Raw genomic sequence first — 22,634 nt, 5'->3', positions numbered from 1 at the left:
CGCGTGGACCCGCACGAGCTCGCGTCGCTCAAGTCGCGTTGGCGCGACTGCGTGTGGGCCCACACGCTGAGCGATGCCGAAGGCGCGGCGCTGCTGCCGCAGTTGCGCTTCGTCGAGCTCGCGGCGGGCCAGCCCATCTGGCACCGCGGCGATGCGGCCGAGCACTGGGTCGGCATGGCGCGCGGCAGCATGAAGCTGTGCACCACCTCGGCCTCGGGCAAGCCGGTGACCTTCATGGGCCAGGCCTTCAGCTGGGTCGGCGAGGTCGAGCTGCTGCAAGACAGCCCGCGCGTGTGCGATGCGGTGGCGCTGTCAGACGCGGTGGTCATCAAGCTGCCCAAGGCCGCGTTCTTTCACCTGCTCGACACCAACCCCGCGTTCAACCGCTTCGTGCTGCGGCTGATGAGCGAGCGGCTCACCCAGTCGATGGCGCTCACGCTGTCGGACCGCACGCTGGACCCGGTCGCCAAGGTGGCGCAGAGCCTGGCGTCGCTATTCAGCCCCTCGGCCTTTCCGCCGCGCTCGCTGGCGCTGCGCGTGTCGCAGGCGGAACTGGCGAACTACTGCAACATGTCGCGCCCGCGGCTGAACACGGCACTGAAGCAACTGGAGGCCGAGGGCCTGCTCCAGCTCGGCTACCAGGTCGTCACGCTGCAGCGGCTCGATGCGCTGCGCGGCTACTGCGGCGCCGCGTCGGTCGACAGCGGCAGCCACACGCGGCCCGACACCGCATAAGCGTTGTCGGCGGTGATGCCGGCCACCGGTGCCTCCGCGAATGTGCCGGGTGTTGGCGCCCACACGTACTGCGGATGCGTGGCGAACAGCGCCACGCCCAGCTCGTCGCCCGGCTGCATGCGCGCGGCCACGCCACCCAGCGCGACACGGTGCCGGCCCGGAGGCACGGGCACCACCTGGTCCGACAGCAGCGTGACATCGCCGTTTCGGCGGCGCAGCGCGAGCCCCACCAGCGCCACGCCGGGGCCGGCCTTCGGCTGCACGTCGAGCTCCGCTTCGGGCACGCCGGCCAATACAGCTCCCTCCCCCTGGCGCGCCAGCACATCGGCCGGCAGCGCCACGAACCGAAGCCCCTTGGCGCCCGCTTCGACCAGCGTCGGCGCAAGCGCCGCGCCGACCTGCGCGGCAACAGGCGTCAGCCCCTGGAAGGCCGTGCCGTCGTCCAGCGCGATGCACAGCGAGGGCACCGACGACAGCCCGGCGCCCTGGTCGCGCAGCTTCGCATCGAGCCACGCCAGCATCGCGTCCATGGCATCGACCGTGCCGCACCGCGCGGGTTTCTCGCGCTGGCCGGCGCGCGGGTTGACGTGGCCCGAGCGCAGCACCATCAGCCGCACGTCGCCACCGCCGGACTTCAACTCGCGCCAGTTGCGCAGCCCCTCGCCCATGTCGAACAGCACGTCTTCGCTGGCCTGCACCACCAGCGCATCGACGCGCCGCACCGGCTGCCCGGCCCAGCTCGCGCCCGAGGTGCCGTGCGCCTGGTAGGCCGCGCGCAGGCGCGGGGCGTCGGCGCCGATGTCGTTCCACGCCCATGCGCCCGGCTTGGGTGCGGCGTCGCACAGGGGCCGCAGCAGCCCGCCGTCGCGCACCTTGCCGCGCTGGGCCATGAAGCATTCGAACTGCACGAAGCCTTCTTTCAGCACGCCTTGCGGGGCCAGCGAATGCTGCAGGTCGTACCAGGTCATCGACGGAATCACCGTGGTGATGCGCGGCTCCTGCTGCGCCAGCTGCATCTGGTAGCCACCGCCGTACGAGCCGCCGATGCTGCCGATGCGCGCGCGGCCGTCGGCGCCCTTGCGCAAGGGCAGCTCGCGCTCGGCCCAGTCGACCAGCGCGCGAATGTCGGCAATCTCCGCCTGCGGATCCATGATGCGGCTGTCGCCGCCGCTGTCGCCGTGGCCCCGGTGGTCGAAGCTGATGACCGCGAAGCCGCGCTCCACCAGCGTGGGCACGAGCCGGTCCAGGCGCGCCCAGTAGCTCGCTGCGGGGTCGGTGTCGCGCGGCGGCAAGGCCTGCAGGCGCGGCAGCCCGAAGCCGCTCGCATGCAGCACCAGCGGGTAGCCGCCTTCGGGTTTCGTGTCGGGCAGGAAGAGCGTGAACGCGACCTTGGTGCCTTTGACCTCATCGGCACCGGCCAGCGGGTCGGGCACGGCGGATTGCACGGACAGTTGCTGCACCGTCGCGGCCTGTGCGTGCAGTGCGCCAGCGAGCAGGAGCGCGGCGCTCGCCGCTGCCTTCAGCACGGTGGCGCGGATGTTTGTCTTCATTGTTGTGGTGCCTCGTTGCGTATGTCGAAGCACGCGACTCTAGGAACGAAGACGGCGCTGAATTGTCCCGGCCGGAACAAAGCGCGCACAACAGAGCGCTCCACAGAGTGCACCGCAGAACACGTCGTCTAGTGCGCCTTCGCCGCCACGCGCGCGACCATCTCGTCCATGCGGGACAGGAACAGTTGCAGCAGCGGCGAGCTGTTGGCCTTGTGGTAGCCCACCACGAGGTCGATGCTCGGCACCTCGCCTTTCGCCTTGCCTCGCCCCTTCCCAGTGCCTTCGCCCGCCACGGCTTCGAGCGGCCGGCTCACCACCGACCACGGCAGGAAGTTCAGCGCATAGACCGGCAGCAGCGCCACCCCGCGCGTCGACGCCACCAACGAGATCGCCATCGCGAGGTTGTCGGCCGCATGCCCCGGCGTGACGGCGAGCTTGTTCTGGCGCAGGTAGTCGTCGATCACGCGGCGCAGCGCAGGTGCGGTGTCTGACACCTGGATGAAGGTCTCGTGCGCGAGCGAACGCGGGTCGACGCGCTCGCGCGCGGCCAGCGCGTGGTCGCTCGGCAGCACCACGACCAGCGGCTCTTGCGTCACCCGCCTGAACACCAGCTCCGGCAGGTCGGGCTCGCGGCGCATGAAGGCCAGGTCGAGCTGGCCGCGCATCAGCCCTTCGGCCAGGCTGGGCGAGTACTGGCTGTGCACCGTCACCTCGATGTTCGGCAGCTCATCGCGCAGCGTGCGCATCACCTCGGCAAGCCAGTCGATCTCCTGCCCCGTCAAGAAGCCCAGCGCGAAGGAAGTCTTGGCGGGCATGGCCGCGCGCCGCGCCGCTTCGCCCGCCGCCTCGACCTGCGCCAACGCCAGGCGCGCATGGTCGAGAAAGGCCTTGCCCGCCGCCGTGAGCGCCACGCCGCGCGCGTTGCGCGTCAGCAGCGGCGTGCCGACTTCGTACTCGAGATCGCGAATCTGCCGGCTCAGCGAAGGTTGCGCGGTGTGCAGCCTGCGGTCGGCCGCCACCGTGAGGCTGCCCTCTTCGGCCACGGCGACGAAGTAGCGGAGGTGACGCAGTTCCATGAGAAGGCTCCATGCCTGTGAGGTATGGGGCCCAGCTTACAAAGTCTTTGTGAAGCATGCACCCGAGCCCTAGATTCACTCTCATGCAAAGGCGACCCGCCGAAGCAACCCCGGCAGACAGCAATACCTTCTGCGTCTGCCTTGAAAGGAAACAGACATGAACCCGCTCCAAGGAAAAACAGCCCTCGTCACCGGCGCGTCGCGCGGCATCGGGCGCGCCAGCGCGCTGGCGCTCGCCCAGTCCGGCGCGCAGGTGCTCGTGCACTACAGCAGCGCCGCCGCCGAGGCCGACGCCGTCGTCGCGGACATCCGCGCCGCGGGTGGGCGTGCCGACGCGGTGAAGGCCGACCTCGGCGCGCCGGACGGCCCGCACCTGCTCGCGCGCCAGGTGCGCGAGGTGGTGGGCGAGCGGCTCGACATCCTCGTGGCCAATGCCGGCGTGTCGGTCGGCGGCACCATCGAGGAGACCACCGTCGAGGCCTTCGACCAGATGTTCGCCGTCAACGTGCGCGCGCCCTTCTTGCTGGTGCAGCAGCTGCTGCCCATCCTCGGCAATGGCAGCAGCGTGGTGCTGGTGTCGTCGCTGGCCGCGCACGCCTCGGTCGGCGCGCTGTCGGCCTATGCCGCGACCAAGGGCGCCATCGACACGCTGGTGAAGCACTTCGCCTCGGCCCTCGGCGCGCGCGGCATCCGCGTGAACGCGGTGGCCCCGGGCGTGGTCGAGACCGACATGTCGAAGTTCGCGAAGACCGACGCGGGCCGCGACTTCACGTTGTCGCTGCAGGCGCTGCAGCGCGTGGCGCAGCCCGACGACATCGCAGGTGCGATCGCGTTTCTGGCGTCGGACGGCGCGCGCTGGGTCACGGGAGACACGCTGCGGGTGGATGGTGGGTCGAAGCTGTGAGCTTCAGGGCTGCTTCTTCTTGCCCGCGCTCGCCACCTCTCCCGTGGCGATCTGCTGGCGCAGCCCGCGCAGGCTCGCCTTCACCTTGCGCTCGTTCTCCAGCCCCATGCGCACCATGATCTTCTGGCCGGAGGACATCGACTCCAGCTGCGGGTCGACGTACTCGTAGCGCACCCACGGGCGCTGCGAGGGCACGTCGCCCTTCACCTCGACCAGCCGCACCTGCACCGGCCCCGTGGGCTCGGGCGCCTGCAGCAGATGGTCGATGACCGCGATGAGCCGGTCGTTGAAGTAGCGCCCCGGGTAGCCCAGCTCTTCGTACGACTGCTGGAACAGCGGATACAGCCTGGCGTACACGGCCGCGGCCTTGGCCGGGTCGACCGACTGGGCCAGCAGCACGATGGCGTTGTAGCGCGCGGCGTTGTTCGCCGAGATGGCCTGCGCCTCGCCCTGCCCTTCGGTGATGAAGCGCTGGCCCGTGGGCTGCACCGGCCATGCGTTGGCCGGCGCCTGCTCGCGCGCGAGGTTGTCGACCGTGGTCACGAAGCGATGCACGATGCCGTCGGAGCGCAGGAAGGTCTCCGCGTTCTTGGCGCCCAGCAGCTCGGCCAGCGCCTTCATCACGCGCGAATCGGACTCGGCCAGCTTGGGCAGCGCGGCATCGGGCGGCGCGAGCGCATCGACCGGGTTCTGCGGCCCCGTGGGCGCCGCGGCAACGGGCGGCGGCGGGGCCGGCGCGTCGTTGGGGGCCTCGGCCACGGGCGTGGGCTCGGCGGGTTGTTGCTGTTGCTGCTGGTACCAGCGCCAGGCGAAGAACGCGGCGGCGAGCAGCACCAGCACGGCGACGACGATGGCGCCGGTGGGTGTCTCGCGGCGGGGCCTGAATTCGGGGCGGTCGCGGGTGTCGCGAATGTCGCTGTCGGACATGGGGTCGGTTCCTTTTGCGAGAACTTTCAGGGGAGGCGAAAGGCGATGGTGCACCAATTCGGGTGACACCCGGGGCCTGCCGTCGTAACGCCCTGTGACGCGCGCGCCACGTGAAAGTTCAGGAAGGTCAACCAGTTCAACCGCCCGCGCTGTCCCCGATCCGCACCACATGCGCCAGCCGCGGATCGACCTTGCCTGCATGCAGGTCCGCGATCACCGCCTGCGCATGCGCGAAGCCTTCGCCCTGCGCCAGCGCCATCCAGCGGTTGCCGGGCGCGGCGAGCTCCGCGATGAACTTGCCTTGCGCCTCGTTGAAGCGGCGGTTCACCTCCTGCGGACCCCAGTCGGCGTTGCGCTTGCGGATTTGCACAGGCGCGAAGTACAGCTGCGGCGTGGGGCCGGGCAGCGCGCTGGTGTCGCCGAGGAACTCGGTCTTCTGCGCGGAGCCCGCATAGCAGTCGTACACCAGCGCGTCGCCGAAGTGGTGGTGAAGGGTGGCGCGCAGCGCGTCGTTGCCCGAGAAGTCGACGTACAGCGTGGGCACATCGGCGGGCAGCGTCGTCGCTTCTTCGTACGCCAGCGTGCGGTCGTAGCAACCCAGGCCTTCGACGAAGGCGCGGTTGCCGCCGGACGTGAGCGCCACCAGCGCCAGCCCCTCGCGCCGGCCCAGGCAGAAGGCGGTGCCGAACGCGGTCTTGCTCGATGCGCTGGACACCACGATCTGCTTGGCGCCGAAGAAGCCGTTGTCTTCCAGGAAGTCGGCCAGCATGAACGAGGTGATGAACAGCGGGCGCACCAGCATCTGGTAGTCCTCCAGCGCGGCGACGTAGCCCGCGTCCTGGCTGCAGCGCATGTACTGGTTGTAGGCCGACACCAGTTCGCCGCGGTGCGGCGCGCCGTCGTAGAAGCCGCGCGGGGTCACGCGCACGGGCTGCATGCGCAGGTGGCTCGCAATGGGAAAGTAGCCGTAGAAGCGCTCCCCCACGGCCACGCCTTCCACGTTGGAGGCCACCACGTCGGCGAAGCCCCAGGCCGGCATGTGGCCCCAGTCGGCATCGCCGGTCGGGAAGAACTGCCAGTACTTCATGACGGCGTCGCCGAAGGCCGCGTAGGTGATGTTGTTGGTGGTCAGCGAGAAGCGGCCGATCTTCAGCAGCACCTCGCCGGGCTGCAGCGCGCCGTCGTCCGGCGTGGTCACGACACGGGTGGTGCCGAGGGCGTTCTTGCGCGTCTGCAGGCGCGTTAAAGTGAATGCGTTGTTCATTCGCAAACTGTATGGCGACCCGCTTCGCAGCGGGTTCGGAAAACCCGCCGATGCCGGACACCCCCCGCTCCAAGCCCCTGAAACGCCCCACGCAGGCACGCGGCAAGTTCACCGTGCAGGCGATCTACGACGCCTTTGTTCGGATTTGGAACGCGCACGGCTGGCAGGGCGTGACCACGCGCGCCGTGGCGCTGGAAACCGGCATTGCGGTGGGCACGCTGTACGACTACTTTCCCGACAAGGAGGCGCTGCTGTCGGGCTACGTGCGCCATTGCATCGAGGCGCTGCTCGCGCGCATCGATGCGGAGGTGGTCGCGCCTTCGGACCTTGCATGGCGCGAGCGCGTGAAGCGGCTGGTGCGCATCACCTGCGACACGCAGCTCGACGGCCTGCCCGCGTTCGACCACGAGATGCTGATGCTCGAGCACCGCGTGGCGGAGCCCAAGCACCACCGCCGCGTGTACGACGAACTCGCCGCGCGATGGGCGCTGGCTTTCGCGGCCTGCACCGACCTGCGGCCGCAGCCGTCGGGCGCCACGGTGCACGCGCTGCTGACGGCCGCGTGGGGCGGGCGCCGCTACCGGCTGCTGGTGCAGCCCGAAGCTGGAACGGGAATGGGCAACGAAGACTGGGTCGGCGAGATGGAGGCGATGACGATGGCGCGGCTGGGCGCCGGCATGCCCTGACCGCCCGTTTCAATCGCCCGCTTCAACCGCCCGTTTTGACCCTTCGCCTCAAGCGCCCGTCGGCGCGCTGAGCGACTGCAGCCAGGCCACCGTGGCCTGCAGCTCGGCCGGGCGCAGCTCGTGCGCGCCCGGAAAATCCGCGCCCGACAACGCCAGCGGCAGCGTGCGCGCCAGGTCGCGCGTGACCTGCGCGGCGCTGGGCGGGATCACGTTGTCGGCGCTGCCGTGGCTCACCCACAGCGCCTTGCCCTCGAAGGCCTCGGCCGGCGCCACGTGCGGCACCACCTGCGACAGCAGCCGGCTGTGCCACACCATCGCGGCGCGCACCGTGTCGGGCTTGGTCAGCAGCAGCGACAGCGCCATGATGCCGCCCTGGCTGAAGCCGCCGACCACCACGCGCTCCGGCGGAATGCCCAGCTGCTGCGCGGCCGAGGCAAGCATCTCGCCGACCAGGAAGCGGCTTTCGCGCTCCTGCTCTTCGTCGATGTGGCGCTCGCCGTTGGCCAGCACCTGGAACTCGAACCACGCGTAAGAGTCCGGCGACAGCACATAGGGCGCGCGCAGGCTCAGCACGTGGAACTGCGGCGGCAGCATGCGCGCCAGGCCGAACAGGTCCTGCTCGTTGCTGCCGACGCCGTGCATCAGCACCAGCAGCCAGGGCTCGCGCACCGAAGGCTGCGCGGGGTGTTCAAGGAACTTGAGGGGGAGGTGGAGTTGGGTCATGGTTCGGGTTGCTCGCACGTCGCTCAACGAAAGCCCTGGGCGAGTGCGCGTGTGATGTCCGCGGAAGAAGCCTCGCGGCAGCCGGTGGCGTTCTGCCCCGACCATAGCGGAGAAAAGTCGCCGCTGCCCTGGGCCTCGGCCTTGGCGCGCAAGGGCGCGATGGCCGAGGTGGCCAGCGGAAATTCCGGCGCCGCCGCGCCGATGGGGCCCAGCTCGCGCATCACGCGGTTGACGATGCCGCGCGCCGGGCGGCCGGTGAAGAGATTCGTCAGCGCCGTGTGGCGCGCGGCCTCGCTCTGGAGCGCCGCGCGGTGCAGCGCGCTGGTGGTCGCCTCGTTCGCCAGCATGTAGGCGGTGCCCACCTGCACGCCCGCCGCGCCCAGCGCCATGGCCGCGGCCACGCCGTCGGCATCGGCAATGCCGCCAGCCGCGATCACCGGCACCTTCAGCGCGCGCACCAGCTGCGGCAGCAGCGCGAAGGTGCCGAGCTGCTTGGTGAGGTCGTGCGACAGGAAGTGGCCGCGGTGGCCGCCCGCCTCGAGCCCCTGCGCGATGACGGCGTCGGCGCCGTGCGCCTCGAGCCACAGCGCCTCTTCCACCGTGGTGGCCGAGGCCAGCACCTTCGCGCCCCAGCCGCGCACCTGCGCCAGCAGCGTCTCGGGCGGCAACCCGAAATGAAAGCTCACCACCGGCGGGCGGAACTCGGCCAGCAGGTCGGCCACGTCGGCACTGAAGGGGTTGCGGCCCGGGCCGGCCGGAATGCTCGCCGCGTCGATGCCGAACTCGGCGTAGTACGGCGCCAGCGCCGAGCGCCACGTGGCCTCGCGCTCGGCGCTCGCGGCCGGCGGGGTGTGGCAGAAGAAGTTGACGTTGTAGGGCTTGACGGTGCCCGCGCGGATGGCGGTCAGCTCGTTGCGCAGCATTTCGGGGCTCAGCATGGCGCAGGGCAGCGAGCCCAGCGCGCCGGCGTTGCTCACCGCGACCACCATCGCGCTGCCTTGCACGCCGGCCATCGGCGCCTGGATGAGGGGAAGTTCGGTGCCCAGAAGTTGTTGCAGCGTGGCCATCGTGAAAGTGCTCCTTGTCGTGCGGGTCGTCGGAATGCCGGGCATTGTCCCGCCAAGCCGGAGGTCACCGCGGCGACAGGGTCATCGCCATTCGGCTTCGGCAGAATGGCGGCCATGCCCAGCCCCACCACGACCCCTGCGACCCCTACGACCTCGCTCCCGTCCGTTCTTTCGAAGCCGCTGCAGCGCACCGCCGCGGTCGCCGCCGCCACCGCCGCCCTGCTCGCGCTCGGCGGCTGCCCGCAGAAGGAAGCGGCCGTCGGCACAGCTGCCGCGCCCGCTGCAACGACCACGGCAGCAGCCGCCGCAGCGCCAGAAGCAACGGCAGCGGCATCCGCGGCGCCCGCCACCGCGGCGACCTCGCTCAAGCGCGCCGAACTCATGGCGCTGGTGTTCCCCGATTCGCAAGGCCCCAACGCCAAGCCGGGCCAGCCCGACATCGTCTCGCTGCCCGAGACCGGCAACGACGGCAAGACCGTGCCCGACAGCGCGGCCGAGCAGAACGCCCGGGTGTCGCCGCGCGAGGTCGTCAAGCTCGACGACACGCACGCCGTGATGCTGACCGAGACCGTGCCGCTCGACGACCAGGGCCAGCCCATGGACGGCCACGTGAGCGGCGCGTGGCTGGGCGCCTATTTCTTCGAGCAAGGTCCCGAGGGCTGGAAGCTGGCGAGCCGCAACGACGCGGTCGACTACCTCGGCTTCATGGGCAACCTGGGCACCACCAAGGTGGAGCGCATCGCGCCGCAGCGCTTCGGCCTGACCATCACCAACGGCAGCTGCTGGCAGGGCTACTGCGGGCAGTGGCTGTCGGTGTACGGGCTGGAAGCGGGCGCGGTGCGCACGCTGGTCCCGTCCATCGCGCTGTCGGCCACCAACGAAGGCGCCGACGAGGCCTGCGAAAAGGTGCTGAAGTCGCAGAAGCCCGAGGAGCCGCCGCGCGGCGAGTGCTACGACATCGGCGGCACGCCGGCCTTCGCGCCCGGTGCCGACGACACCACGCCCGGCGAGCTGCGCATCGTGTTCAAGGGCGAGCGCACCAGCGGCGCCAAGGCCCGGCGCGTGGACACGGTGGACACCACGCTGGTCTACGCCTGGCGCAACGGCGCCTACGTGCTGACCGAAGGCAAGAACCCCGTGCCGTCGTTCTGACGGCCGAAGGCCCGCTCCCTCGCCAGCGAACCAGCGAACCAGCGAACCCGCTAGCGAGCGCAGGCCGCGCGCGTCATTCCTCGCTGGTCCACTCCACCTGCACGCCCAGGCTGCGCAGGTTTTCCACGAAGCGCGGATGCGCGCGGCGGATGGGCGCGGCATTGCGGATCTCCGACTTGCCCTCGATGCTCGCCGCCACCATGAACAGCGCGATCGCCACGCGAATGATGTAGGGGCTCTCGACCACCGCGGGCGTCAGCGGGTTGCCGCCGAAGGTGATGAGGCGGTGCGGGTCCGACGAGAACACGTGCGCGCCGAATTTCGAGAGCTCGCCGGTCCAGCCCAGCGCGCCGTCGTACACCTTGTTCCAGAACATCGCGTTGCCCTGCGCGCGCACGCCCAGCGCAATGAAGATCGGCAGCAGGTCGACCGGAAAGTAGGGCCACGGCGCCGCCTCGACCTTGGTGAGCACGTTGCTCGTGAACGGCGTCTGCACCTTCAGCGGGCCGCTGCGGATGGCGCGCGACCAGCCGTCTTCATGCACGATCTGCACGCCGAACTTAGCGAAGGTGCGGTCCAGCAGCGGAAAGTTCTCGGGCGCGCTGTTGCGCACCACCACGTCGCCGCCGGTGATGGCGCCCAGCGCCAGGAAGGTGGTGATCTCGTGGAAGTCTTCGTCGAAGCGAAACTCGCCACCCGTGAGCGTGCCGCCGCCATGCACCGTGAGCCGCGAGGTGCCCATGCCCTCGATGCGCACGCCGATCATGGCCATGAAGCGGCAGAACTCCTGCACATGCGGCTCCGAGGCGGCGTTGGTCAGCGTCGATGTACCGCCCGCCGCCGCCGCGCACAGCACGAAGTTCTCGGTGGTGGTGACCGAGGCGTAGTCCAGCCAGTGGTCCGTGGGCGTGAGCCGGCCCTTGCTGTGCACCAGCAGCGAGCCCTCGGTGCGCTCCACCTCGCCGCCGAAGCGCTGGAACACTTCCACGTGCGGGTCGATTTCGCGCACGCCCAGCGTGCAGCCCTTCACGTTGTCTTCCAGCCGCGCCACGCCGAAGCGCGCGAGCAGCGGCGGCACCAGCATGATCGACGAGCGCATCTCTTCCGGCAGCCGGTGGCGCGCGGCGTCGAAGCTGGTCTCGCGGTGGTGCAGTTCGAGCGTGCCGCTCTCGTGGTCCATGTGCACCTCGCTGCCCAGGGTGCGGAAGATGTCCAGGATCTTGCGCACGTCGGTGATGTCGGGCACGCCGAGCAGTCGCAAGGGCTCCCAGGTCAGGAGCGTTGCGCAGAGCACCGGGAGCACGGCGTTCTTGTTGGCGGAAGGAATGACGCGGCCACGCAGCGGCGTACCGCCGTGCACGATGAGGTTGGACATGAAGAAAGCGGGGGGGACCGAGAGGCGGTGGTGAAAGGGTCGCGGACAATCCGAAACCGGAGACCGGCACTTTACCGTCTGAAAGCAGCATGTACGGCGCTGAAGTTGTAAGAACTTCAAATTGAAAGTCGCCGAATTAACAATTCTTTCGCGTTACATCGCGACGATTTCCTCGAACCAACTTCTTAGCAACCTCTTATGCGCACGCTTGACGAGCTGATCGACACCGAAGACGCCGCCCTGCCGCTGCTACAGGAATGGGCTGCGGCCGCCAACGCCGACGCCAGTGCCAACCACCCCTTCGAGATCCTGGCGCCCACCGAAGCCGACCGCGCCCGCGTGCTGCTCGCGCTGCAGGTGACCACGCGCTCGACCATGGGCGCGGTCGCCTACGACACCGGCGGGCTGCTCATCGACCACGGCTGGCTGCGCGTGCTCGGCTCGGGGCATGCCCGGCTGCCGCGCAACATCGTCGACTGGAACGCGCAGCAGTCGACCAGCGCGGCCGGCTTCCTTCTGGTGGCGGACGACGTGCTGGGCGGCTTCTTCGCGCTGAACGGCGGCGGGCTGGGCGACGACGCCGGTGCCGTGTACTACTGGGCGCCCGAGACGCTCGCGTGGGAGTCGCTCGACATCGGCTACAGCGACTTTCTCGAATGGGCCTCGACCGACCGGCTGCAGGTGTTCTACGGCAGCTCACGCTGGAGCGGCTGGGAGGCGGACGTGCAGGCCCTGCGCGCGGACCAGTGCTTCAACTTCTATCCCTTTCTCTGGGCGAAGGAAGGCTCGGTGCACATCAGCTCGCGCAAGGCCGTGAGCGTTGCGGAGCAGTACGCGGTCAATGCCGAGCTGGCGGCCAAGGTGGTCGGGTAGGCCCGACACCAGACGCGCCAGACGCGTCCGCGAGCCGCTCAGCCGATCAGTCCGCCCGCCCGTGCCGCAGCACGCGACCGGCGTGCACGTCCAGGCTGCGGCCGTCCCTGCAAGCCAGGCGGCCGTTGACGAACACCGCGTCGATGCCCGCGCTCACCTCGGTCGGGTGGGCGAAGGTGGCGCGGTCGGCCACGCGGTGCGCGTCGAACACCACCACGTCCGCATGGTGGCCCGGCGCCAGCACGCCCCGGCCCCGCAGCCCGAAGCGCCGCGCGCTCAAGCCGGTCATCTTGTGGACCGCTGCCTCCAGCGAAAACAGCCGGCGCTCGCGCACGTAGTGCCCCAGCACCCTCGGGAAGGTGCCCCACAGGCGCGGGTGCGGGCTCACGTCGTGCGCGAGGCCGTCAGAGCCCACCATGGCCATCGGGTGGGCCAGGATGCGGCTCACGTCGGCTTCGCTCATCGCGAAATAGATGGCGCCCGCAGGCTGCAGGTCTTGCGCCAGCTGCTCCGGCGTGACGCCGCGCTCGCGTGCCAGCACAAACAGCGACTGCCCGGCGGCGCTGGCATCGGCTTTCGACCAGGTCACGCGCACGTCGTCGGACTGCGCCACGCGCCCAGGCAGCAGCATGGTGGAAGAGGCGTTGTAGGGGTAGCAGTCGAAGCACACCGGCTGGCCCTCGGCGGCCTGCTCGATCATCGCCAGCGTCTGCACCGAGCGGCCATGGTTCGCCTTGCCGACCAGCTTGTGGTGCGACAGCACCGTGTCCACGCCCAGCGTGCGCCCGATCAGCAGCGCCTCGCGCAGCGCCTCGTCGATGGCATCGCTCTCGTCGCGAATGTGCATGGTGATGACGCCACCGGCGCCCGTCAGCGGCGCGCCGACCGCGACCACCTCCTGCGTGCTCGCGGCCCTGGCCGGCGGGTAGTACAGCCCGGTCGACATGCCGATGGCACCCGCCACCAGCGCGTCGGCCAGGTCGCCGGCCATGCGCTGCGCTTCGTGCGACGTGGCCTCGCGGTCCAGCCGGTCCATGTGGCGCACGCGCAAGGTCGAGTGGCCGACGAGGCATGCCGCGTTCACCGCGGGGCCCGAGGCTTCCAGCTCGTCCAGGTAGTCGCCGAAGCGCGCGAAGCGCCAGGCGTCCGTGCCCAGCAGGTCCAGCGGCGCGGGCGGCGAGGTGGCGGCCTGCAGCGGCGCCAGGCTGACGCCGCAGTTGCCGGTGACCACCGTGGTCACCCCTTGCGACAGCTTGGGGTGCGCGCCCACGGGCGTGTCGAGCAGCAGGCGGTCGTCGTGCGTGTGCACGTCGATGAAGCCCGGCGCCACGATGCGCCCGCGCGCGTCGAAGCGCTCACGGGCCGCGAGCGCCGACAGCGCGCCGATGGCGGCAACGCGCCCTTGCGCAATGGCCACGTCCGCGCGCAGGCGTGGCGCCCCCGTGCCGTCGATGACGGTGCCGCCTTCGATGATCAGGTCGAACATGCGCGCCCCTCAGTCCAGCTGCGCGCCGGAGCGCTTCACCACGTCGGCCCACATCGGGGTTTCGCGCGCGACGCGCTCGGTGAGGCGCTCGGGCGGTCCCGTCAAGGTCTCGAAGCCGATGGCCGCGTACCGGTCGCGAATGACGGGCATCGCCAGGATGGTGTTGATGGCGCCGTTCACCTGCGTCACCACCGCGGCCGGCGTCCTGGCGGGCGCGACGATGCCGCCCCACGCCACCACGTCGTAGCCCGGCACGCCGGCCTCCGCCATGGTCGCGATGTCGGGGAACAACGCGCTGCGGTGGGCACCGGTCACGGCCAGCACCTTGAGCCGCCCGGCCTTGATGTGCGGCGAAATGGAACTGAGGTTGTCGAACAGCAGGTCGACCTGCCCACCCATCAGGTCCTGGATGGCCTGCGGGCTGCCGCGGTAGGGCACGTGCGTCATCGAGATGCCGGCCATGCGCTTGAACAGCTCCCCGCTCAGGTGCCCGGTCGTGCCGTTGCCCGCGGACCCCACGCTGAGCGCGCCCGGCTTCGACCGGGCGAGCGCGACCAGATCCTTCACGCTGTCCACGCCCAGGTCCTTGCGCACCACCAGGGCGTTCTGCACGTAGCCCAGCAGCGCGACGGGCACGAGCTGCGTGTCGGGGTCATAGGGCAGCTTCTTGAACAGCGACTTGTTGATGGCCAGCGTGCCGACGTTGCCGTAGCCCAGGGTGTAGCCGTCGGGTGCGGCATGCACGATGTCGATCATGCCGATGTTGCCGCCCGCGCCCGGCTTGTTGTCCACCACCAGCGGCTGGCCGAGCGAGCGCGCCAGTTCGCCGGTGAGGATGCGGCAGACCGCGTCCGGCGAGCCGCCCGCGGCCGAGGGCACCACCAGGCGAATGGGGCGCTCGGGCCAGCCTGCCGCGCGCGACAGCAGCGGCACGCCGGCGAAGGTGGCAGCGCAGGCGGCGGCACAGCCCAGCTGCAGGACATCGCGTCGCGTGGGAGGGGTGGCGGTCATCGGTACATCCTTTCATCGTTGAAACACCAGGCAGTGGTGTGAGCGGCCGATGGTGCGGTGGCAGCCCGCGGCGGGCAAACCATGTTTGCTGGCCCCTGCATGCGCTTTTCTCATGCATGATTTCAGTGCGCCCGCCAACCCATTGCGGGCTCGTGCACCGAACCTGCTCTTTTCTCATGAACCACCACGTCCGCGCCCCGTCCACCACGTCGCTGCTCTGCCTGGAGGCCAGCGCGCGCCTGCGCTCCTTCACGGCCGCCGCGCAGGAGCTGCTCCTCACGCAGGGCGCGGTGAGCCGGCAGATCCAGACGCTGGAAGACCGGCTCGGCGTCAGGCTCTTCACCCGCCGGCGCGATGCACTGGCCTTGACGGACGCGGGGCGCTACTACCTGGGCGAGGTCGCGCCGCTGCTGCACCGGCTCGAACGCGCCACGGCCAACGTCATGGCGTTCAAGGGGCGGGGCGGCGAGCTGTCGCTGTCGGTCGGCGCGTCGGTGGGCAGCTACTGGCTCATTCCCCGCTTGCCGGGGTTCACGCGCGACCATGGAGAGATCCTTCTCAACCTGGGCACGCGCGTGGGTCCGGTGGACTTTCGGGCCACCGCGGTCGATGCCTCGCTGGAATTCGGCGACGGCCAGCGCGCGGGCCTGCACAGCGAGTTCGTGCTGCCGCTGGTGCTGTCGCCCTACGCCGCGCCCGCGTGGATCGCCGCCCATGGCAAGGCCGTCGATGCAGGCACACCCCGCGCATCGCTCATCCACCACCAGACGCTGCCCGACGCATGGGACGAGTGGTTCGCGCTCGAAGGCATCGCCGGCGGCGCCGGGCGCGAGGGGCCGCGCTACGAGATCATGTCGATGGCCCTGAACGCGTCCGTCGCCGGCATGGGCGTGGCCCTGCTGCCGCCCTACATGGGTGAGGACATGGTCGCGGCGGGCCGCCTGAAGCGGCTGTCACGCCGCAAGTGGCGCCACGCCAAGGGCTACTACCTCGTCTACCCGGAAGAGTCGGCGCAGATGCAGTCGCTGCAGGTGTTCCGGGCGTGGCTGCTGGAGCAGGCGCAAGGCAACGGCGTGGCCTAGGCACGGCGGCCACAGCAAGTTCGGTCAGGACACACCGGCCACGGCTGATTCATGATCAGCCGCATGGACAGCCCGCCTTCCCCACGCCCCACCGAACCCGACCTCTTCCTGCCCCTGGTCGCATGGATCGAGGAGCAACTCGACACGCCGCTCACCCTCGAGCTGATCGCGCAACGCGCCGGCCTCTCGGCGTACCACTTCTCGCGCCTCTTCACCGCCCGCATGGGCCGCAGCGTGATGGCGCACGTGCGCGGGCGCCGGCTGGTTCGCGGCGCCCGAAGGCTGGCGACGGAGCCCGAGCTGAAGCTGGTCGAGCTGGCGTTCGACTGCGGCTTCGAATCGCAAGAGGCGTTTTCCCGCGCGTTCAAGCGCGTTTTCGGCGTGTCGCCCGGGCGCTTTCGCGACGGCTTCGCGCTCAACCAGATCACACCCATCGAAGGACAATTTCCCATGAACGCACCCCGCACGCTCTCCACCGCCGTCACCCGCCTGCCGGAACTGGTCCGGCTCGACGCCTTCAGCGTCGCGGGCCCTTCGCGCCGTTTCGACAACGCGAGCAAATCCGAGATTCCACAGCTGTGGTCCACGCTGGTCGGCGCTCTGCCGCTCAAAGGCCAGAGCCCGAGCTGGGCGACCTACGGCGTGGTGTGGAGCGTGGACCGCGAGAGCGGCAGCTTCCAGTACATGGCGGGTGTGGGGCTGAACGTGAGCGTGGGGGTGGCCGCGTCCGCGACCGAGCGCGAGCGCGAGCTGCCCAAGGGCTTCACGGTGAAGGAGATTCCGGCGGCGACCTACGTGGTGTTCCGCATCGCCCTGAACGGCTCCGCGCTGCACCCGCAGGTGAAGAGCGCCATGGCGACCATCTGGAGCGAGCTGATTCCCGCCTCGGGCCTGCGCGTGGCCGACAGCCCCGACTTCGAGCTGTACGACGGAAGGTTCGCGCCCGACCAGCCGGGCGCGGTCATCGACTTTCATGTGCCGGTCGAGGTCTGAACCCGCCACCGCAGCGGCCATTCACGACGCACTTGTTACTCCCCGCGCTGGCGCATGCGCCGGTAGATTGGCCGCCATGCCGACCCGGCAACGACCTTGAAAGGACCCGCGCGATGAGCCAGACCTACACCGGTGGATGCGCCTGCGGCGCCATCCGCTACGAGATACCGACCGAGCCCCTGTTCCAGAACCACTGCCAGTGCCGCGACTGCCAGCACAAGAGCGGCACCGGCCACGGCTCGTACCTCACGTTCACGGGCGGCGGCGTGAAGCAGACCGGCCAGGCCACGCTGTGGGACATCACCGGCGACAGCGGCAACGTCAAGACACGCGCCTTCTGCCCGACCTGCGGCTCGCCGGTGTTCATGCGTTTCGCGGCCATGCCCGACGTCTTCACCGTGCATGCCGCGAGCCTGGACGACCCCGGCCTGTTCCAGCCGCAAGTGGTCACCTACGCCGTGCGCGCGCACGCATGGGACGTGCTGGACCCGGCGTTGCCGAAGTTCGACAGGATGCCGCCGATGTGAGGAGGCAGGGATGCAAGAACGGGCCTGCGGCGACCCACCGGTTTCCGTAGAAACGCCCACTGGCCGCTGACATGCGGGCATCACGGCGATAGACTGATTTCACCGAGGTGCGATGGCACCCGATGCCATCTTCATGAGCCGCCGAACCTTCTCCTTGCTGATCCTGTCCATCCTGCTGTGCTGCAACGGCTGGGCGGCGGCAGTGCAAGACGTGCTGCAGGTGCGCGCCGGCCTCTTCGACGTCTTCGATGAAGCCGGGCAGGCGCAGGCCGGCGAGGTCTCGTACTGCGCGCAGGACAACGCCAACGCGGGCACGCATCACAAAAGCGCGGCCGGCGAACTGAACATCGACGACGCCGTCATGGCAGGCGTGCCCGATCTGCGGTGCGCCGAAGTCGCGGCGCCTGCTTTCCACCACGCACGCCGCTGCGCGACCCCGCCATCCAGATGGCTGGAACGCCCGATGCGCCCGCCGTGCCCGGCGGCGCGCTTCACGTAAACCTGTAGACCTGTAGACCTCGATCAACGGCACGGGCTCCGGCCCGCCCGACGCTGCCCACGGTCCCACGGTCTCACGTCGCTCCGGCGTAGCGCACCGCGCTCACGCAAGCTCGCCGCCCTTTTCCAGCGCACCGTCCGCACCGCAAGGTCCGCATCCGGAGCGCAGGGCGCCTTGGCCATTGGATGGCCGTTCTCCCCCATTGCAGCGGCAAGCCCGGCCTGGTGCGTCCTTTCGAGTGGCACCGAACGCCCGCGCTTGCCGCCCACAGGAACACACATGAAGCAATCCAGCGATGTCATGTATGCGCGCCTGAAAGATTTCAGGATCGACCCCGAAGCGCTGCGTGCGCATTTCTTCGCCCACGTCCAGCAGATGCCCTCGACGCCGTACCGGGACAACCGGGTCGACTACATCGGCTGGGCCGTGACCAGCCGTGACGGCACGCTGCACGACGGCATCCGCCGCATCAACTCCGGCAGCCCCGGCGGCCCCAACGTGCGCGGCGTGAACCCTACCGACGCCTGCAGCGGCAGCCTGGCGCACGCCATGGACGCGCTCGCAGGCAGCGGCCTAAAGCCGTACAGGGCGCGCATCATGCAGCTGGAAAGCGAAGGCGCCGAAATGCCGCTGCACACCGACGCGAAAACGGAAACCTGGCGCCTGCACGTTCCCATCGTCACCAACCCGAACTGCTTCTTCGAGTGGCAGCGCGCCGATGGCAGCATCGAGAGCGTGCACCTGCCGGCGGACGGCTCGGCCTGGCTGGTGCGCGTCGACGTGCAACACCGAGCGGTCAACCGCAGCAACGAGCCCTCGCAGCGCGTGCACCTGCTGATGGGCCTGGGCGTCAACCCGGCCTTCGACAGGTTCGCGCCGCCCTGGCTGCCCGTCGTGCGCGAAAGCCCTGTGCGCCGAAGTGAAGAACCCGCCGCGAACCTGGGCCTCTTCGCGCACTCGATGGCGGACTGAGCGTGCACCTTCCACAGGGCCCGGGCGCCGAACTTCGCGAAGCCATGGCGGCACCGCGCACGCCACGCAAGCCGCCCAGGCCGCCCAAGCCGGGCACGCTGCTGCGCGTCGCGGCCTGGCTTTGCATCGCCTGCCTGGGCGCTGCGGCAAGCGCGCAGCAGCCCGCGCCGGGGCCCTGCCGCCCGGGCAACAGCACACCGTTCGCCACCCTCGACCGCATCCATGTGCGCGACGAGTTCCGCATCGTCTACGCCGTGACCGGCCCGCACGCGCTGCCCGACCCGCGCGACCTGAACGCCAACGGCGTCCCCGACAAGGTGGAAGACGTCGCCACCCAGCTCGTCGCGGGCCGCCGGCTGTTCAGCGAGGTGATGGGCCTTGTCGCGCCGCTGCAGCAGCCGCGCTACGCGCAAGCCACGGCCATCGACGTCTTCCTGCTGAAGATGGAAAAGCGCAACGGCCTCGCGTACGACGAGGTCGTGAACTACCGGCTCGGCTTCGACGGCGCCGGCGGCCGCTGCGCCTTGCGCATCGACCTGCTGAACAGCCGCCCGAACCAGAACCCGACGCCGCTGCACGAACTCTTTCACCTGCACCAGTACGGCTACACCATGTTCAAGGCGCGCTGGTTCCTGGAAGGCACGGCGCGTTGGGCCGAGTACGCGCTGCGCCCCGGCAGCGGTCCGCAGCAACCGTTGCCGCCATCGCCCGGCGCGCTGCAGGCGGCGCTGTTCGACACCACCTATGCCGCGAGCCACGTGTGGAACCGGCTGGCCTTCCTGCTGGACCCGGTGGGCCGCATGCGCCTGCCGCCCGACCTGGAAAACCTCAGGTACGTGGATGGCACCCGCGTCGTGCACGACGACGAACTGCACGGCGCCGCCTTCATGAAGGCGCTGCTCGAATCGCTGGCCTCGCTGGCCCGCGATGTGAGCGCGCGGCAAGGCTGGCCCGCCTTTCAGTGGAAAGAGGCCGACCAGCGCTCCGCGCAACACGACGCGCAGATGTTCAAGAAAATCCAGGACGTGGTTCGCATCGAAGCCCGCCGCACCAACGCGGTGGGCACGGCCTACGCCGGCGAACTCGAAGCCTTCCTGGCGCTGGTCCCCGAACCGCCGTCCCCCGCATCGCAGAAAGACAAGCCCGATGAGCCTGAATGAACTGCTGGCCGCCGCCCGCCCCGCCAGCGCCGAGCTGTGGAACGAATGCCGCGCGGCGGCGCCGGAAGCTGAAGACAAGCCCGCAGGCAAGGTCGGCGTGCTCTTCCTGTCCGCCTGCACCGGCAAGGAGCGCGCGCATGTGGTCGTCGCGCGCGGCAAGGACTTCGGCGCCACCTGGCAGCGCGCGGCCCAGCTGCTGGGCGCATGGCAACGCAAGCGCGCCGTGCTGTCGGTGCTGTGGCTGCGCGTCGACGTGGTGCACACGGTGCATCCGATGCGCTGGGACACGCTGACCCAGGGCCTGGCCGCGACCAAGCGCAACTACTTCCGCTTCGGCATCGCCTTCGACGAGGCCTTTTCCGTGGCCCTGCTGGAGCCTGAGATCGGCGCCAATGCCGTGCTGTACGACGGCACCAAGGACGAGGCGACACCGAACGACGCCAACCTGAAGCTCTACGGGCAGCGCCGCTTCGACCGCGAACTGGCATGGCCCACGCAGCCGCATGAACAGGTGTGGCTGTTCGAGACGCGCGCCGTGTTCACCGACGGCAAGGCGCTGCACCGCGTGGAGCACCAGGGCCGCAACCGCGGCCACCGCGTGCTGCCGCGCTGGGACGCGGCGTGCGTCGAAGAGGTGATCGGCGCGAGCAGCAGCTACCTGGCACGCCAGGTCACGCCCTCGGGCAAGTACCACTACGGCTGGTTCCCGTGCTTCGACCGCCCCATTCCCACCTACAACACGCTGCGGCACGCAAGCTCGACCTACGCGCTGCTCGAAGGCTGGGAGCTCACGCGCGACCCGCGGCACAAGGAGGCCATCGACAAGGCGCTCGCGCACCTCACGGCGCATTTCATCCATCACCTCGCGCTGCCTTCGGGCGCGCAGGCCGCCTTCCTGGTCGACGAAGGCGACGAGATCAAGCTGGGCGGCAATGCGGTGTGCCTGCTGGCGCTGGTCAAGTACACCGAGCTCACCGGGGACACCCGGTACATGCCGCTGCTGGAGGCATTGGCGCTCGGCATCGTCCACATGCAAACCCCGGTGACGGGCCGCTTCGTGCATGTGCTCGACCACCCGAGGCTGAGCGTGAAGGAAGAGAGCCGCATCATCTACTACGACGGCGAGGCCGCCTTCGGCCTGATGCGCCTGTACGGCCTGACCCGCGACGCGCGCTGGCTGCGCAGCGCCGAGCTGGCCTTCAGCCACTTCATCGAGGCCGGGCACTGGCGCGCGCACGACCACTGGCTGAGCTACTGCGTCAACGAACTCACGCTGTACAAGCCCGAGGCGCGCTACTACCAGTTCGGCCTGGACAACGTGCGCGACCACCTCGACTTCGTGCTCGAGCGCATCACCACCTTTCCGACGCTGCTGGAGCTGATGATGGCGGCCGAGCGAATGATCGAGCGGCTGCAGCGCACGCCCGAACTCTCGCACCTGCTGGAGGGCTTCGACCTCGACAAGTTTCATCGGGCGCTGGAGCAGCGGGCGCGCTACCTGATGACGGGCCACTTCTTTCCCGAGCTGGCCATGTACTTCAGGAACCCGGCGCGCATCGTGGGCAGCTTCTTCATCCGGCACCACAGCTTCAGGGTGCGCATCGACGACGTGGAGCACTACCTGTCGGGGTACGTGGCGTACCTGAAGTACCTGCGGCGGCGGTCGTCGGGTGGCATCGCACCGGCCGAGGTGCAGGACAAGAAGGAGCAAGAGCGGCTCGCTCACGCCCTTGCCTGACGCGCCTTCGGCCACCCGGCCTCAGCCTGCCCTCAGCCGCTCGCCGATGTAGGTGGCCGGCGGCTTTCCGAACGCCTTCTTGAACATGGTGATGAAGGCGGACGGCGACTCGTACCCCAGCGCGTACGCCACCTGCTGCACGGTCGCTCCGCCCGACAGCTCCCGAAGCGCGACGATCATGTGCAGCTGGCGCCGCCATCGCCCGAAGCTCAGGCCGGTCTGCGCGGTGCACAGGCGGTTCAGCGTGCGCTCGCTGGTGCCGGTCTCGCCCGCCCAGTCCTGCAGGGTGCGGCGGTCGGAGGGGTCGAGCGTGATGGCGCGCGATATCTTGCGAAGCCGCGCGTCCTGCGGCATCGGCAGCGAGAAGTTTTCATTGGGCATGGCGACCAGCTGGTCCAGCAGCACATGCGCCAGCCGGTCGGTCGCGCTGCCGGGCTCGTAGGTCGGCGCCAGGCCGGCCAGGTGCTGGATCATTTCGCTGAGCATCGGGCTGATGGCCAGGGTGCAGCAGTGGGTCGGCAACGCGGCCATGCCCGGGGCGACGAACAGGTAGAAGATGAGCGCGTTCGCCGTGCCGTGGTTGCTGTGCGGCGTGCCGCCCGGAATCCACACGCCCGCCTGCGGCGGCACCATCCAGAGGGTGCCCGGCACCTCGCACGACACGGCACCGCGCAGCGCGATGACGAGCTGCCCCATGTGATGCTGGTGGACCGGTATTTCGCGCGCACGCGCCTCGACATCCACGCGAAGCGCCATGACGGGAACGGTGAACTGGTAGTCCAGGTCTTCGGGGTCGACCTCGGTGCGTGGCATGGTCTGCGATGGATCGTGGGT

General features: G+C 69.8%; 22 protein-coding genes. 12 read left to right on the top strand and 10 right to left on the bottom strand.

Annotation, left to right across the window (positions count from 1 at the left end):
- Positions 1 to 3 precede the first annotated feature (3 nt).
- Positions 4 to 735, top strand: coding sequence for a Crp/Fnr family transcriptional regulator (locus tag QTI51_RS15205; protein WP_286514853.1), 732 nt, complete (start codon positions 4 to 6; stop codon positions 733 to 735).
- On the opposite strand, the gene QTI51_RS15200 is transcribed toward QTI51_RS15205, so the two are convergent.
- Both QTI51_RS15200 and QTI51_RS15195 read right to left on the bottom strand, forming a co-directional pair.
- Positions 678 to 2,285, bottom strand: a complete 1,608-nt coding sequence (locus QTI51_RS15200; protein ID WP_286514851.1) for an alpha/beta fold hydrolase — start codon at positions 2,283 to 2,285, stop codon at positions 678 to 680. The genes QTI51_RS15205 and QTI51_RS15200 overlap by 58 nt on opposite strands.
- 128 nt (positions 2,286 to 2,413) lie before the next feature.
- Complete coding sequence (locus QTI51_RS15195; RefSeq protein ID WP_286514850.1) at positions 2,414 to 3,361, bottom strand: LysR family transcriptional regulator; 948 nt, start codon at positions 3,359 to 3,361, stop codon at positions 2,414 to 2,416.
- Between the two features lie 157 nt (positions 3,362 to 3,518).
- On the opposite strand from QTI51_RS15195, the gene QTI51_RS15190 reads away from it, so the two are divergent.
- Entirely contained in the window at positions 3,519 to 4,265 is a 747-nt protein-coding gene (locus QTI51_RS15190; RefSeq protein WP_286514849.1) for an SDR family NAD(P)-dependent oxidoreductase, read from the top strand.
- 3 nt (positions 4,266 to 4,268) lie between these two features.
- Here the strand turns inward: QTI51_RS15190 and QTI51_RS15185 are convergent, their stop codons facing one another.
- Both QTI51_RS15185 and QTI51_RS15180 read right to left on the bottom strand, forming a co-directional pair.
- Positions 4,269 to 5,192: a DUF3014 domain-containing protein gene (locus QTI51_RS15185; RefSeq protein ID WP_286514848.1), complete on the bottom strand. Its 924-nt coding sequence runs from the start codon at positions 5,190 to 5,192 to the stop codon at positions 4,269 to 4,271.
- A 136-nt stretch (positions 5,193 to 5,328) separates the two neighbouring features.
- A complete protein-coding gene (locus tag QTI51_RS15180; RefSeq protein WP_286514847.1) occupies positions 5,329 to 6,456 on the bottom strand; it encodes a DUF2855 family protein in 1,128 nt (375 codons plus the stop codon).
- A 50-nt stretch (positions 6,457 to 6,506) separates the two neighbouring features.
- On the opposite strand from QTI51_RS15180, the gene QTI51_RS15175 reads away from it, so the two are divergent.
- Positions 6,507 to 7,142 carry a TetR/AcrR family transcriptional regulator gene (locus QTI51_RS15175; RefSeq protein WP_286514845.1) on the top strand — a complete coding sequence of 212 codons (636 nt, stop codon included), beginning with the start codon at positions 6,507 to 6,509 and terminating at the stop codon, positions 7,140 to 7,142.
- A gap of 48 nt (positions 7,143 to 7,190) precedes the next feature.
- Here QTI51_RS15175 and QTI51_RS15170 read toward each other — a convergent pair whose 3' ends face one another.
- Together QTI51_RS15170 and QTI51_RS15165 are read right to left on the bottom strand one after the other, a co-directional pair.
- A complete protein-coding gene (locus tag QTI51_RS15170; protein ID WP_286514843.1) occupies positions 7,191 to 7,865 on the bottom strand; it encodes an alpha/beta hydrolase in 675 nt (224 codons plus the stop codon).
- Between the two features lie 23 nt (positions 7,866 to 7,888).
- The gene (locus QTI51_RS15165) at positions 7,889 to 8,932 is read right to left on the bottom strand and encodes an NAD(P)H-dependent flavin oxidoreductase (protein WP_286514842.1); all 1,044 of its coding nucleotides are present in this window, start codon (positions 8,930 to 8,932) and stop codon (positions 7,889 to 7,891) included.
- A gap of 114 nt (positions 8,933 to 9,046) precedes the next feature.
- Between QTI51_RS15165 and QTI51_RS15160 the strand changes: the two genes are divergently transcribed.
- Positions 9,047 to 10,084, top strand: a complete 1,038-nt coding sequence (locus QTI51_RS15160; RefSeq protein ID WP_286514840.1) for a hypothetical protein — start codon at positions 9,047 to 9,049, stop codon at positions 10,082 to 10,084.
- A 73-nt stretch (positions 10,085 to 10,157) separates the two neighbouring features.
- Here QTI51_RS15160 and QTI51_RS15155 read toward each other — a convergent pair whose 3' ends face one another.
- A complete protein-coding gene (locus QTI51_RS15155; RefSeq protein WP_286514839.1) occupies positions 10,158 to 11,459 on the bottom strand; it encodes a UDP-N-acetylglucosamine 1-carboxyvinyltransferase in 1,302 nt (433 codons plus the stop codon).
- Positions 11,460 to 11,657: 198 nt separating this feature from the next.
- Here QTI51_RS15155 and QTI51_RS15150 point away from each other — a divergent pair, with 198 nt between their 5' ends.
- Entirely contained in the window at positions 11,658 to 12,332 is a 675-nt protein-coding gene (locus QTI51_RS15150) for a DUF2625 family protein (RefSeq protein WP_286514838.1), read from the top strand.
- A gap of 46 nt (positions 12,333 to 12,378) precedes the next feature.
- On the opposite strand, the gene QTI51_RS15145 is transcribed toward QTI51_RS15150, so the two are convergent.
- Together QTI51_RS15145 and QTI51_RS15140 are read right to left on the bottom strand one after the other, a co-directional pair.
- Positions 12,379 to 13,818, bottom strand: coding sequence for an N-acyl-D-amino-acid deacylase family protein (locus QTI51_RS15145; protein WP_286514837.1), 1,440 nt, complete (start codon positions 13,816 to 13,818; stop codon positions 12,379 to 12,381).
- A 9-nt stretch (positions 13,819 to 13,827) separates the two neighbouring features.
- The gene (locus QTI51_RS15140; RefSeq protein ID WP_286514836.1) at positions 13,828 to 14,829 is read right to left on the bottom strand and encodes a Bug family tripartite tricarboxylate transporter substrate binding protein; all 1,002 of its coding nucleotides are present in this window, start codon (positions 14,827 to 14,829) and stop codon (positions 13,828 to 13,830) included.
- Positions 14,830 to 15,005: 176 nt separating this feature from the next.
- Here QTI51_RS15140 and QTI51_RS15135 point away from each other — a divergent pair, with 176 nt between their 5' ends.
- The 7 genes from QTI51_RS15135 to QTI51_RS15105 all read left to right on the top strand — a co-directional run bounded on the left by QTI51_RS15135 (position 15,006) and on the right by QTI51_RS15105 (position 21,800).
- Positions 15,006 to 15,911 carry a LysR substrate-binding domain-containing protein gene (locus tag QTI51_RS15135; protein ID WP_286514835.1) on the top strand — a complete coding sequence of 302 codons (906 nt, stop codon included), beginning with the start codon at positions 15,006 to 15,008 and terminating at the stop codon, positions 15,909 to 15,911.
- A gap of 51 nt (positions 15,912 to 15,962) precedes the next feature.
- Positions 15,963 to 16,904 (top strand): AraC family transcriptional regulator, encoded by a 942-nt coding sequence (locus QTI51_RS15130; RefSeq protein WP_286514834.1) that lies wholly within the window; start codon positions 15,963 to 15,965, stop codon positions 16,902 to 16,904.
- A 113-nt stretch (positions 16,905 to 17,017) separates the two neighbouring features.
- On the top strand, positions 17,018 to 17,431 hold the full coding sequence (locus QTI51_RS15125; protein ID WP_286514833.1) for a GFA family protein: 414 nt from the start codon (positions 17,018 to 17,020) through the stop codon (positions 17,429 to 17,431).
- Positions 17,432 to 17,543: 112 nt separating this feature from the next.
- Complete coding sequence (locus QTI51_RS15120; protein WP_286514832.1) at positions 17,544 to 17,930, top strand: hypothetical protein; 387 nt, start codon at positions 17,544 to 17,546, stop codon at positions 17,928 to 17,930.
- Positions 17,931 to 18,209: 279 nt separating this feature from the next.
- Positions 18,210 to 18,902 (top strand): cupin domain-containing protein, encoded by a 693-nt coding sequence (locus QTI51_RS15115; protein WP_286514831.1) that lies wholly within the window; start codon positions 18,210 to 18,212, stop codon positions 18,900 to 18,902.
- Positions 18,903 to 18,904: 2 nt separating this feature from the next.
- Positions 18,905 to 20,062, top strand: a complete 1,158-nt coding sequence (locus tag QTI51_RS15110) for a hypothetical protein (protein WP_286514830.1) — start codon at positions 18,905 to 18,907, stop codon at positions 20,060 to 20,062.
- Positions 20,049 to 21,800, top strand: a complete 1,752-nt coding sequence (locus QTI51_RS15105) for a Mur ligase (RefSeq protein WP_286514829.1) — start codon at positions 20,049 to 20,051, stop codon at positions 21,798 to 21,800. The genes QTI51_RS15110 and QTI51_RS15105 overlap by 14 nt, the downstream gene beginning before the upstream one ends.
- A gap of 21 nt (positions 21,801 to 21,821) precedes the next feature.
- Here the strand turns inward: QTI51_RS15105 and QTI51_RS15100 are convergent, their stop codons facing one another.
- Positions 21,822 to 22,613, bottom strand: a complete 792-nt coding sequence (locus QTI51_RS15100) for an AraC family transcriptional regulator (RefSeq protein ID WP_286514828.1) — start codon at positions 22,611 to 22,613, stop codon at positions 21,822 to 21,824.
- Positions 22,614 to 22,634 lie beyond the last annotated feature (21 nt).

Source organism: Variovorax sp. J22G73, from assembly GCF_030317035.1.
Classification (GTDB): Bacteria; Pseudomonadota; Gammaproteobacteria; order Burkholderiales; family Burkholderiaceae_C; genus Variovorax.
This window is presented reverse-complemented; position numbering and strand designations above follow the sequence as displayed.

Coding starts and splice junctions, on each gene's coding strand:
- QTI51_RS15200 (WP_286514851.1), bottom strand. CDS start 2,285: ATGAAGACAAACATCCGCGCCACCGTGCTGAAGGCAGCGGCGAGCGCC.
- QTI51_RS15195 (WP_286514850.1), bottom strand. CDS start 3,361: ATGGAACTGCGTCACCTCCGCTACTTCGTCGCCGTGGCCGAAGAGGGC.
- QTI51_RS15190 (WP_286514849.1), top strand. CDS start 3,519: ATGAACCCGCTCCAAGGAAAAACAGCCCTCGTCACCGGCGCGTCGCGC.
- QTI51_RS15185 (WP_286514848.1), bottom strand. CDS start 5,192: ATGTCCGACAGCGACATTCGCGACACCCGCGACCGCCCCGAATTCAGG.
- QTI51_RS15180 (WP_286514847.1), bottom strand. CDS start 6,456: ATGAACAACGCATTCACTTTAACGCGCCTGCAGACGCGCAAGAACGCC.
- QTI51_RS15175 (WP_286514845.1), top strand. CDS start 6,507: ATGCCGGACACCCCCCGCTCCAAGCCCCTGAAACGCCCCACGCAGGCA.
- QTI51_RS15170 (WP_286514843.1), bottom strand. CDS start 7,865: ATGACCCAACTCCACCTCCCCCTCAAGTTCCTTGAACACCCCGCGCAG.
- QTI51_RS15165 (WP_286514842.1), bottom strand. CDS start 8,932: ATGGCCACGCTGCAACAACTTCTGGGCACCGAACTTCCCCTCATCCAG.
- QTI51_RS15160 (WP_286514840.1), top strand. CDS start 9,047: ATGCCCAGCCCCACCACGACCCCTGCGACCCCTACGACCTCGCTCCCG.
- QTI51_RS15155 (WP_286514839.1), bottom strand. CDS start 11,459: ATGTCCAACCTCATCGTGCACGGCGGTACGCCGCTGCGTGGCCGCGTC.
- QTI51_RS15150 (WP_286514838.1), top strand. CDS start 11,658: ATGCGCACGCTTGACGAGCTGATCGACACCGAAGACGCCGCCCTGCCG.
- QTI51_RS15145 (WP_286514837.1), bottom strand. CDS start 13,818: ATGTTCGACCTGATCATCGAAGGCGGCACCGTCATCGACGGCACGGGG.
- QTI51_RS15140 (WP_286514836.1), bottom strand. CDS start 14,829: ATGACCGCCACCCCTCCCACGCGACGCGATGTCCTGCAGCTGGGCTGT.
- QTI51_RS15135 (WP_286514835.1), top strand. CDS start 15,006: ATGAACCACCACGTCCGCGCCCCGTCCACCACGTCGCTGCTCTGCCTG.
- QTI51_RS15130 (WP_286514834.1), top strand. CDS start 15,963: ATGATCAGCCGCATGGACAGCCCGCCTTCCCCACGCCCCACCGAACCC.
- QTI51_RS15125 (WP_286514833.1), top strand. CDS start 17,018: ATGAGCCAGACCTACACCGGTGGATGCGCCTGCGGCGCCATCCGCTAC.
- QTI51_RS15120 (WP_286514832.1), top strand. CDS start 17,544: ATGGCACCCGATGCCATCTTCATGAGCCGCCGAACCTTCTCCTTGCTG.
- QTI51_RS15115 (WP_286514831.1), top strand. CDS start 18,210: ATGAAGCAATCCAGCGATGTCATGTATGCGCGCCTGAAAGATTTCAGG.
- QTI51_RS15105 (WP_286514829.1), top strand. CDS start 20,049: ATGAGCCTGAATGAACTGCTGGCCGCCGCCCGCCCCGCCAGCGCCGAG.
- QTI51_RS15100 (WP_286514828.1), bottom strand. CDS start 22,613: ATGCCACGCACCGAGGTCGACCCCGAAGACCTGGACTACCAGTTCACC.